Raw genomic sequence first — 10000 nt, forward strand, 5'->3', positions numbered from 1 at the left:
GCAGAACCAGGAGAAACCTCATCAAACTTAAATGAGCGTTACTTAACTTAAGAGTAGGCTCATGAATGGGACTGACGCATCGTGTCAAAACCTCGGAGGTTTACGCACGGGATTGGTCAAGCATTTTAATGCTTGGCTTAAACCTCGGAGGTTTGCATCGGTTCAGAGGGAAAAAATGCTGCTGTAGGGACGTTACAGGCAACGTCCCTACAGATGTCCAGCACGATAGCGCCTTCAAGCCTATGGCAATGGGCTACGCGCGTGAGTGTGCTGTTCCTTCCGCCCCTTCCTGGGAGGGATTGTCACTACTGGAGTCGATGCTTCTGGCTGAAGCAGCGTCGATTTTGGCTGCACCTCGATACGCTTGCCACGTCCAATTCTCCACTTCTGGCATATCTTTGCCGTAGGTAGTGATGTAATGCTGATGCTCAATCAGCTTGTCGCGAATGTTCTGTTTGACGTAAGCACCAATTTTGCTGAGTTTAGGGACGCGATCGATCACATCCTGTGCGAGATGAAAGCGATCGAGATCATTCAAAACAACCATATCGAATGGCGTGGTGGTCGTCCCTTCTTCTTTGTAGCCCCGCACATGCAAATTATTGTGGTTGGTGCGGCGGTAAAGCAGGCGATGGATCAGCCAGGGATAGCCGTGAAACGCAAAAATGATGGGTTTGTCTGAGGTGAAGATGGAATCGAAATCCGAATCGGAGATGCCGTGTGGGTGTTCGCTCGGCGGCTGAAGGGTCATTAAATCGACCACGTTCACCACGCGGATTTTGAGGTCGTGAAACTGCGATCGCAGAAAATCAACGGCAGCAAGGGTTTCCAACGTAGGAACATCACCAGCACACGCCATGACCACATCCGGTTCACCCCCATGATCATTGCTGGCCCACTCCCAAATCCCCAGTCCTGCCGTGCAGTGTTTAACGGCCGCATCCATATTCAGCCACTGCAATTCGGGCTGCTTACCCGCGACGATGACGTTGACATATTGGCGGCTCCGGAGGCAGTGATCCGCCACAGACAGCAGCGTATTGGCATCCGGTGGCAAATAGACCCGCACAACCTTGGCTTTCTTGTTCGTCACGACATCAATAAAGCCAGGATCTTGATGGCTAAACCCATTGTGATCTTGTCGCCAAACGTGGGAAGTCAACAGATAGTTGAGAGAGGCGATCGGTCTGCGCCAGGGGATATCCATGCAGCTTTCTAACCACTTGGCATGTTGGTTAAACATGGAATCGACAATGTGGATAAAGGCTTCGTAGCACGAGAAAAAGCCGTGCCGTCCTGTGAGCAGATAGCCTTCGAGCCAGCCCTGACACATGTGCTCACTCAACACTTCCATCACCCGCCCTGATGGATCGATGTGGTCATCGGTCAGCAAGATTTCGGCAGTGGAGACGCGATCGGTGACCTCCAGCACTGCGCCTAAACGATTGGAGTTGTTTTCGTCGGGGCTCATCATCCGAAAGTTGCGGCTATCGGCATTCGACTGCATCACATCGCGAAGAAACTCTCCCAAAATGCGAGTCGATTCTGCCATTTCGGTGCCAGGGTTTTCGACGGCAACCGCATAGCGGCGGAAGTCGGGTAGCTTCAAGTCTCTCAGCAGCACCCCACCGTTGGCATGTGGATTGGCACCCATCCGCCGATCGCCCGCTGGTGCCAACGCTGCCAACTCCGGCATGAGTCGTCCCTGATCATCAAAGAGTTCTTCCGGTTTGTAGCTCTTCATCCATGTTTCCAACAGCTGCACATGTTCTGGATGACTGGCCATTTCTGCGAGGGGCACCTGATGCGATCGCCAGGAACCTTCCATTTGTTTGCCGTCCACGACCTTTGGACCTGTCCAACCTTTGGGCGATCGCAGAATGATCATGGGGAAGGGCGATCGCTGCTGATAGCCATGCACCCGTGCCTCTCGCTGGATGCTTTTGATTTCAGCAATGATGGTATCGAGCGTGCTTGCCATTAGCTGATGCATGGTCTCGGGGTCAGACCCTTCCACAAAATAGGGCTTGTAACCATACCCAACAAACAAGCTTTCCAATTCGTGCTGCGGTATTCGAGCCAGTACTGTTGGGTTGGCAATCTTATAACCATTGAGATGCAGAATCGGTATAACAGCTCCATCGCGCGCCGGATTGAGGAATTTATTGGAATGCCAACTGGTTGCCAGTGGCCCCGTTTCAGCTTCGCCATCGCCAACCACACAAGCCACAATCAGATCAGGATTGTCAAAAGCAGCCCCATACGCATGCACCAATGCATATCCTAACTCCCCCCCTTCATGAATCGAGCCGGGCGTTTCGGGAGCCGCATGGCTGGGAATACCACCTGGAAACGAGAACTGTTTGAATAGTTTCTGGATGCCATCTGCATCTTGAGAAATATTGGGATACAGTTCGCTGTATGTGCCTTCCAAATAGGTGTTTGCCACCATCCCAGGACCGCCATGCCCTGGACCCGCGATATAGAGCACGCTCAAGTCCTGGGCTTTGATGATGCGGTTGAAATGGGCGTAGATGAAATTCAGTCCTGGCGTTGTGCCCCAATGTCCCAACAGCCTTGGCTTGATGTGCTCCAGTTTGAGCGGTTCCTGTAGCAATGGATTGTCTAATAGATAGATCTGACCAACCGAAAGATAGTTTGCAGCCCGCCAATAGGCATGAATGGTTCGGAGTTCGTTGCTACTGAGAGGCTGTGGCTGTACTGAAGTTGCGACAGTCATAAATTCCATCCTCTAAACTTGAATGCTTGAACACTGCTGTCAAACGCTGAGACACTCTCTTGTCTGTCGTGAAGGCTCTCGCGATCGCCAAAGCGCCAGATTTTGCTCTGGCAAAACGGTACTATTGGTAACTTTCGCATGTTGAACCAGAGGCAGACGTTTTGCGTCAGCCATCAGGGGGAGATTCAATCTAGAAGGCGGGTTTTTGCCTAGCAAGCACCGAGCTGTCGTTGGTTCAACTGGTTTCTGAACCACGCGCTATTCGTCTTCGTTGGACGCCACACCTTCGATGCGCAACATGCGATGCTCGATCGCGCCCCAGGTTTGTGGTGATACTCTCACAGCGGCTTGCTTACAGCGCACCATCAACCAGTTGGCATACAGGTAGTTTTCTAGCGCTTGCAGTTCCGCTTCGGTAAGATTCACTAAATCAGCGTCCAGTTGAAGGGCATGGAGCCAGAGGTGAGAGAGTCGATCGCTGTAGGCTTGCTGAGCATCGGGCTGGCTGGCAGTGGGTTCTCGCAGCTTCAGGGCTTCCAGGCGGGCGACCACGGCTTTGAAGTTGACATTCTTAAAGACTTTGGATTGATGAAACTCTTGTGCGAGGGCTTTAGTGAGTGCCTGCGCGATCGTGCGCGAGGTACGGGCAACAGTGCGATTGCGTGCCTTGGCACGGGCAGGCACACAGTTCAAATCCAGGGCGTGGGCAAGGTTCACCGCACGAGAGAGGTCAATGGCAGACACTGACGCTGGCGATCGCACCAGATCCAGAGTTTGCACTAAATCCAGCACTCGCGCCAAATCTGCGTGTAGGATACGCACCAGATCCTGCGCACGATCGCGCACCAAGGCCAGAAACAGGGCAGCGGCTCGTTTCGCGGCTGGCTTAATGGCACCATCTGTATCCGCTGTCATCTGGTCAGCCCATTGCAGTAAGGCTTCCAGTCGCGGTGTGTTGATGTACTTGCGGGCTTTGCGCTCCATCCGCAGCAGCAGTTCATCCGCTCCATGTCGCATCAGCCCGGAAACGAGCAAAAAGACTTCCTGCCAGCGATCGTCCGTCAGGTGACGAGCAACTAGCGCCGCAATCTGGTTATGGTCGTCGATGAACTGGGCGGCCAGATATTCCTGTAGGGTCAGGTGAGAAAAAGAGAACACATCTTCCGCACGTTCAACCAGAATGCCCTGCTGGATGGCGATTGCGTGCAAAATGGCTTCCCCATCGAGATGCTTCGGCGCGTTCAGGTTGGAAGTGAGAAAGGTCTTAATCTGGCTGACGATTTCGCGCTGGGAAAAGAACAGGCGATCGGCTTCAAAGCCATAGTAGGCCAGCTCCGACAGCAGAATTTCTTCCAGTTCGGTGTTCAAACCTTGATAAATCTGTTCCCGCATGATGCGCTTTTCCGCGGCCCATTCTTCGAGCAGCACGCGCAGCGCTTTGCAGTAGAGTCCGCTGCGGTTGTTAGGAAAGTTTTGGGAGCGATCGTAGACTAGACACAGCAAGGTGAGCAGCAGGGGCGTTTGTCCCAGCTCCTTCGCCGCGGCATGTTCTGGCTTTTGCAGCAGTTCCCAGCAGCGTTGAGCCGTCCCTGCGGTTTGATCAGCAGTAGAGCCAAACCAGTTGTGAATAAACTGCTGCATTTGTGCCTGGTCAAACTCTGCCATTGCTACATCGTTGAAGCGGCGGAAGTTGTGACGATACGCAGCCACACGACAGGACGCAATAAAACGGTTTTTGTCGTGCTGATCCACAAAATTTTGGATCTGACAAATGGCCTCGTCGGTATTTTTGGTAGGCACTTCGTCCAGCCCATCCAGCAGAATGAGCAGTTTGCCTTGCTCCAGCAGTTTGGTGGTGATTTCATCCGGCGACGGGAAGCCGCAAATGCGAAACTCCTGCGCGATCGCCCGTTCGATATCAATCTCGCTCGCGGTGAAGTTCTTTAGCTCAATCAGGACGGGAATACACTCATGCTCATAGCCACCAACCTTGCCCTTGAGTGCTTCCAAACCCATCTTGCGAAGGAATGTAGACTTGCCTGCGCCAGGCCCACCCAACACCATCAGGTATTGCTTTTCGTTGGCAACTTGCAGCCCATCTTGCTTCACCGCGTTGTCCGGCTGAAAGCCACGTCTACCCGATCGTCGATACGCTTTTTCCAGCGCTTCGATCGATTCAAACCAGTGGACATCTGCCTTGTGTAAAAACTGGACATTAGTATAAACCGACTCCAGTGCGACGGGTTCTCGCATACCCAGCACCTTAAGGATGCCGTGGCGATCGCCGTAGTTCTGGACATACTGCACGGCCGCTCTGGCGATGAGTTGCTCAGTCTTCTCGTCCAGGCTCTTGCCCATCCAGCCCAACACCCGACTGCCACCATCACACAGCACACGGCTGAAAATGGTCGCTAAAGTCAAACTCGCTGCCTGAATCGCGATCCGCTCAAAAGTCATAGAGTGTCGCTCGAAACACCTCTAGTCCACTGTAAGCGGATCTGATCCATTGGCTACACGCATTTGAGTGAGTTGTTCTCTACGGTGTCTACAGAAGCCAATTACCAGACCGTCCAGTCTTCCCATTTCTCGTTAAAGATGGATGTGTTTGGAAAGGCGGTTGGATTGCCGTTTTGGTTGAGTTGCTTTTGCAACTTTTGGAGTTTAGGCGTAGTGCCGGATAAATCGTCAACCAACTGATAGGGCAGGATGTCTTCTGACAGCACGAAATCGGCTGTGGTTCCGGCTGCGGCACCCACTGACCACTCAAAGGAATGGACGCGATAATCAGCCGCGACAATAAAACTGGTGGCAATGCTTTTGCTGGCGACTAGGAGATTATCGATCTTTTGCGGAATCATCGATCGCAGCGGAATCTGCCCCGGATAAGACTGTCCATGTGCCTGTCGTACACCCGGACGCTCGATGTTACCTGGCTTTTCGGGTGGCGGGTCTTGCATGCAAGGATGGAAGTCGATCGCGTACTGCGCAATGCCAACGGAATCGGGATAAATGGTGGAGCGCGATCGTCGAGTCACTTTTTCAGGTGGAATGTCGTTCACAATGACGTTGCCGGTTTCCAGTCCAGCCAGCGCAACCCAGAGCGATCGATACAGTGACGCCGGTAAGTTGCGATAGTACTCCTGACGATAATCCGCCCGTGACACATTGATTTCATTCACGCTGAAACCGTTGGGATAGCCAGTAGAAGGACGTCCCAACAATCGTCGCCCTTCCCGCATGTAGGGGTATTTGGACAATCCATGTGCGGTTCCCATCGGTGCATTGAACCCAGTCAACAGACGGTGATTGGGCGCTGGTTTCTTGAATCCTGGTCCTAACTGAGAATCGGTGGTGCCTTCTACTAGCCAGTAATAAAAGCCTAGTGCCAGTTCCTCGCCTTTGCGGAGCGCGTCGGTGCGCAAGCCACCCATCCAGTTGCCCGAAGTGAGTTGTCCCGTTTGCTGAAGCTGCGATCGGTCATACACCAGGTTGTCGGCGGCAGTACCGGGACGGTAATCGTTGCCCCACACCCAGTTCTGCATGGAAATATCACCGGGCGTCGGCGCTGTCACTGTAAGCGGGCCCGCTTTGATACGCGGCCCCGTTTTGGGACTCCAGATGCGACGGTAGGTAAAAACAAAGTTGAAATCGGCTTTGCGGTAGTCAGCATCGTAACCGTAGTACGGTTCATACTGCTCGTAAAACGGCGGCTTTTGCTGCGGTTGGTCGCCTTCCATCTGCTCCATCGCAAACGTATAGGTAAACCCTTGAAGACAGTAGGGGTCGCCTGTGTCAGTAGGGGACGACGGATTAAGGTAGGTACGCGGATCAAGCCCGATCCGATACGGCACATCTGCCAGCGCGATCAATTCACCTGTTTCGGTGGAGTCAACCACAATCCAACGCCGTCCACGCGGCACAAAGCGAACGATTTGCTTGGTCAATCGAGAAGAATTTTCGTAACGATAGGCATCTTCGATCGTCTGTGAAAGCGGTTCCGTATTTAGCGGTGGCATGCCGGGTGCAGGACTGTGTTGGATGGCGATCGCCGAATTAATCAGCTTTCCATCAGCGCTGATATCCAGGTTTTTAATCACAGTCGATGGAAACCACTGAAGCGTGCCTTTGCCCTTCTTCGCCGCTTCCTGCAGCATAGCCATCAAAATCTGTTCGGCATCGTTGGGCAAAAAGCAGGACACACTCACCCAACATTCGCCAGGATTGAGCCTGCCATATTTGCGTTCAATTCGCTGACGCAGTTCGTTATAACCCCGCGCATAAAAGAGCAGCGCCCGTTGCTTTTTCGCTTCATCCAGTGCCGAAGTACCTTGCGAGGTCAACTGTCCACCGACCCAATCGGTAATATCTGTCAGGCAAACGGTACGTCCAGCCAGCAGCGCTTCGTACGTCGTGGCAACGCCTGCAATCCCACCACCCGCGACAAGCAGCTCACAATTGACGACGCGATCGGGCACACGCGGTAGATTGGTTGGCACAACGATGTCGCCTTGAGCAGGGGTGCGAAGCGCCACACTGACGACGCTCACTACCACCAGGAAGATAACGGCAAACCGGACTGAACCACGCCAGCGAAAACGTTTAAACATGCAATATTCGAGAATGTGACGGAGGGTAAGACTGCCAATTGTGGACTATAGCCCACGTCTGCAAGCGAGTCGCGACAATTGTTTGCCCACCTCTGGGACTACTTGCCCGATGTCTTCGTTTCCCGATAATCGGCATCAATCCAACAGCGTGGCAGGCTTTCTCCCGACGGAAAAACGAGAGTGGCTTTGGCGATCGGCTCTTTGTCTTGCTCTTCTTCACCCGACTGCACGCGCCCTGAAATCTTATCTTTCGCTGGATTAATCAGATCAACAATTTCGACCACCTCAATCAATGAACCTGTCCGCTTATCTTGTAGCAACATCCATGTTTCCTCAATGCGATCGATGGGGCATGTTTCGTTTGTCGGGACGTTACGTGTAACGTCCCGACGGCAGACATCCCATCCTTTAACACATCTCATTAAAGGTGAAGACATCGATTTTTGCGCCATCCTGCGGGAAGAGACAAGAGAAGACCTCAATTATTTGTAAGCTATCAGCTATCAGCTATCAGCCTTAAAAGCTGACGTTGACTACTGACCGCTAACTCCTAACCGCCAACTTCAACGTCCTCTTTCTGACAGCCAATAACCCAATGTGATGCCACAAAAGCTGGCGATCAGGTCTATGGCATCCAGCGTGCGATTGGGTGAGAAGGTCTGTAGCAGTTCTTCGGTCACTGTCCCGATCGCAAAGAGCAAGGGAAACAGTGGCACTGCGATCGTCAACAGGTTGACTCGGCGATACCCCAACACTCGATGACCCAAATACGCAGCAACGCCATAGAGGACAACATGCCCAATTTTGTCGTAATACGGAATCTGACTAAATTGTGGGGGCAGATTGCCTGTATACGCCAGAAACAACGTTACTAGAAAGGTGGTGGCATAAAGGGCTGCTAAGATTCGCCACCCCCAACGCGCTGCTTTCATCGGTTGCTCTTTCATCGGGTTGCTCCTCTAGGCGGTCTTTGTCATCACTACCCGTTTGGAGCGATCGCTTTCGTAGGCTTTATCCAGGCTTGACGCAAGCTTTAGACGAAAACCGTACTCACGCATTCGTACTTTTCTCACTGCAAGAGACAGAAGGGCGATCGGATAATAATGAAAGAAATATGAAAGGACGCCGCCAGTCGAGTTCATCCCTCAGAAGCGGCGTCAAAAGGAGAACCGTGTATGAATCGCCTTAAAACTGTCGCTCTCTTAGGCTTATTGAGCGCACTCTTGATTACCGTGAGCTATTGGCTGATTGGTGGTGCCACTGGAGCCATTTTTGGTATCTGCTTGGCTGCCGTGATGAACCTGGGTTCCTGGTACTTCTCCGATCGCATTGCCCTGGCTGCTTATGGTGCGCAATCGGTTACGCCTGCCCAAGCCCCCAACCTGTATCGCATGGTGCAACGCTTGAGCGATCGCGCTGGCTTACCGATGCCTGCCGTTTATGTGGTGCCCAGTCCGGCTGCGAATGCGTTTGCAACGGGACGCGATTCTGAGCATGCAGCCGTTGCAGTGACTGAAGGCATCATGCGCCTACTGCCCGACGATGAGCTAGAAGCGGTGATTGCCCATGAATTGAGCCATGTTCGCAATCGCGACACGCTGACTCAAGCCGTTGCTGCCACGATCGGCGGTGCCATTTCCTTCCTGGCGCAGATGGTGAGCTACAGCCTGTGGTTTGGCGGCAGGGACGATCGCGAAGGCGGCAATCCCTTCGGTCTTTTGCTGACGGTGATGTTGGCTCCTGTCGCAGCAACGGTCATTCAGCTTGGGATCTCTCGTACCCGTGAGTTTGAAGCTGATGCGGGTTCTGCCAAATTGACCGGCAATCCTCGCGCCCTGGCTCGTGCGTTGCAGCGGTTGGAAGCCAGTGCTCGTCAGGTGGCGATCGGTGGTAATCCTGCCTTTGAGCCATTGCTGATTATGCACTCGGTTTCGGGTCAGTTCCTGGGTAAGCTGTTTTCGACCCATCCATCAACGGAAGCACGGGTGCAAAACCTGCTGAAGCTTGAGCAAGCGTTGGATACTCCGTCGGTCAACCAACCCTATCGCTTTGTGTCTCAGCGCTAAAGCATATTGAACGAGGACGGTCTAAATAGAAGGGGCGTACAGTCGTATGCCCCTTTTGCAGTCTTATGCAAGCCTCGGAAGTTTTAACCAGGCATTGCACCTATGAATAACCCCGACGCTTAAACCTTACGCAAACCTCGGAGGTTTAAATCGGAAACTGAACCATGACGAATCTCAATGCTCAAACCTCCGAGGTTTTAGGGCTACGCAACCCTCGGAGGGTTTAATCAGGCATTACACCTATGACTAACCCCGACGCTTAAACCTCCGAGGTTTTGGAACCGATTGCGATCGCCCACAATGCCATTGTGTTGAATGACAATGCTTCTGCATCGCTGACAATGCCATTGCGTTGCCTCACAATACAATTGTGTCGAGCAACAATGCGATTGTGTCGAGCAACAATGCGATTGTGTCAGGTAACAATGCGATTGTGTCGGGTAACAATGCGATTGTGTCGGGTAACAATGCGATTGTGTCGGGTAACAATGCGATGCGATCGCCATACATTAGACCTGTTGCTTTATAAGAGATAATAACCTTAAAGTCCTTCTCAATTCATCAGCGCATGCTCAACATCGCCAGAG

Annotated in this window: 8 protein-coding genes; 2 read left to right on the forward strand and 6 right to left on the reverse strand. The window is 52.7% G+C overall.

Annotated features, from left to right (window positions below; translation table 11 throughout):
* Positions 1-253: 253 nt before the first annotated feature.
* The 6 genes from C7B82_RS00975 to C7B82_RS00995 all read right to left on the reverse strand — a co-directional run bounded on the left by C7B82_RS00975 (position 254) and on the right by C7B82_RS00995 (position 8294).
* On the reverse strand, positions 254-2740 hold the full coding sequence (locus C7B82_RS00975; RefSeq protein ID WP_106254456.1) for a phosphoketolase family protein: 2487 nt from the start codon (positions 2738-2740) through the stop codon (positions 254-256).
* Between the two features lie 39 nt (positions 2741-2779).
* Positions 2780-2914, reverse strand: coding sequence for a hypothetical protein (locus C7B82_RS34080; protein ID WP_281258898.1), 135 nt, complete (start codon positions 2912-2914; stop codon positions 2780-2782).
* A gap of 84 nt (positions 2915-2998) precedes the next feature.
* The gene (locus C7B82_RS00980; protein WP_106254444.1) at positions 2999-5197 is read right to left on the reverse strand and encodes an NACHT domain-containing protein; all 2199 of its coding nucleotides are present in this window, start codon (positions 5195-5197) and stop codon (positions 2999-3001) included.
* A gap of 101 nt (positions 5198-5298) precedes the next feature.
* The gene (locus C7B82_RS00985) at positions 5299-7347 is read right to left on the reverse strand and encodes an FAD-dependent oxidoreductase (protein ID WP_106254445.1); all 2049 of its coding nucleotides are present in this window, start codon (positions 7345-7347) and stop codon (positions 5299-5301) included.
* Positions 7348-7445: 98 nt separating this feature from the next.
* Entirely contained in the window at positions 7446-7784 is a 339-nt protein-coding gene (locus tag C7B82_RS00990; protein ID WP_245939670.1) for a hypothetical protein, read from the reverse strand.
* Positions 7785-7910: 126 nt separating this feature from the next.
* Positions 7911-8294, reverse strand: a complete 384-nt coding sequence (locus C7B82_RS00995; protein ID WP_245939671.1) for a VanZ family protein — start codon at positions 8292-8294, stop codon at positions 7911-7913.
* Positions 8295-8522: 228 nt separating this feature from the next.
* Here C7B82_RS00995 and C7B82_RS01000 point away from each other — a divergent pair, with 228 nt between their 5' ends.
* Both C7B82_RS01000 and C7B82_RS01005 read left to right on the forward strand, forming a co-directional pair.
* Complete coding sequence (locus C7B82_RS01000) at positions 8523-9413, forward strand: M48 family metalloprotease (RefSeq protein ID WP_106254447.1); 891 nt, start codon at positions 8523-8525, stop codon at positions 9411-9413.
* Positions 9414-9759: 346 nt separating this feature from the next.
* The gene (locus tag C7B82_RS01005; RefSeq protein ID WP_106254448.1) at positions 9760-9942 is read left to right on the forward strand and encodes a hypothetical protein; all 183 of its coding nucleotides are present in this window, start codon (positions 9760-9762) and stop codon (positions 9940-9942) included.
* The last annotated feature ends 58 nt before the right edge of the window (positions 9943-10000 follow it).

This window comes from Stenomitos frigidus ULC18 (assembly GCF_003003795.1).
In the GTDB taxonomy this organism is placed as follows: Bacteria; Cyanobacteriota; Cyanobacteriia; order Leptolyngbyales; family Leptolyngbyaceae; genus Stenomitos; species Stenomitos frigidus_A.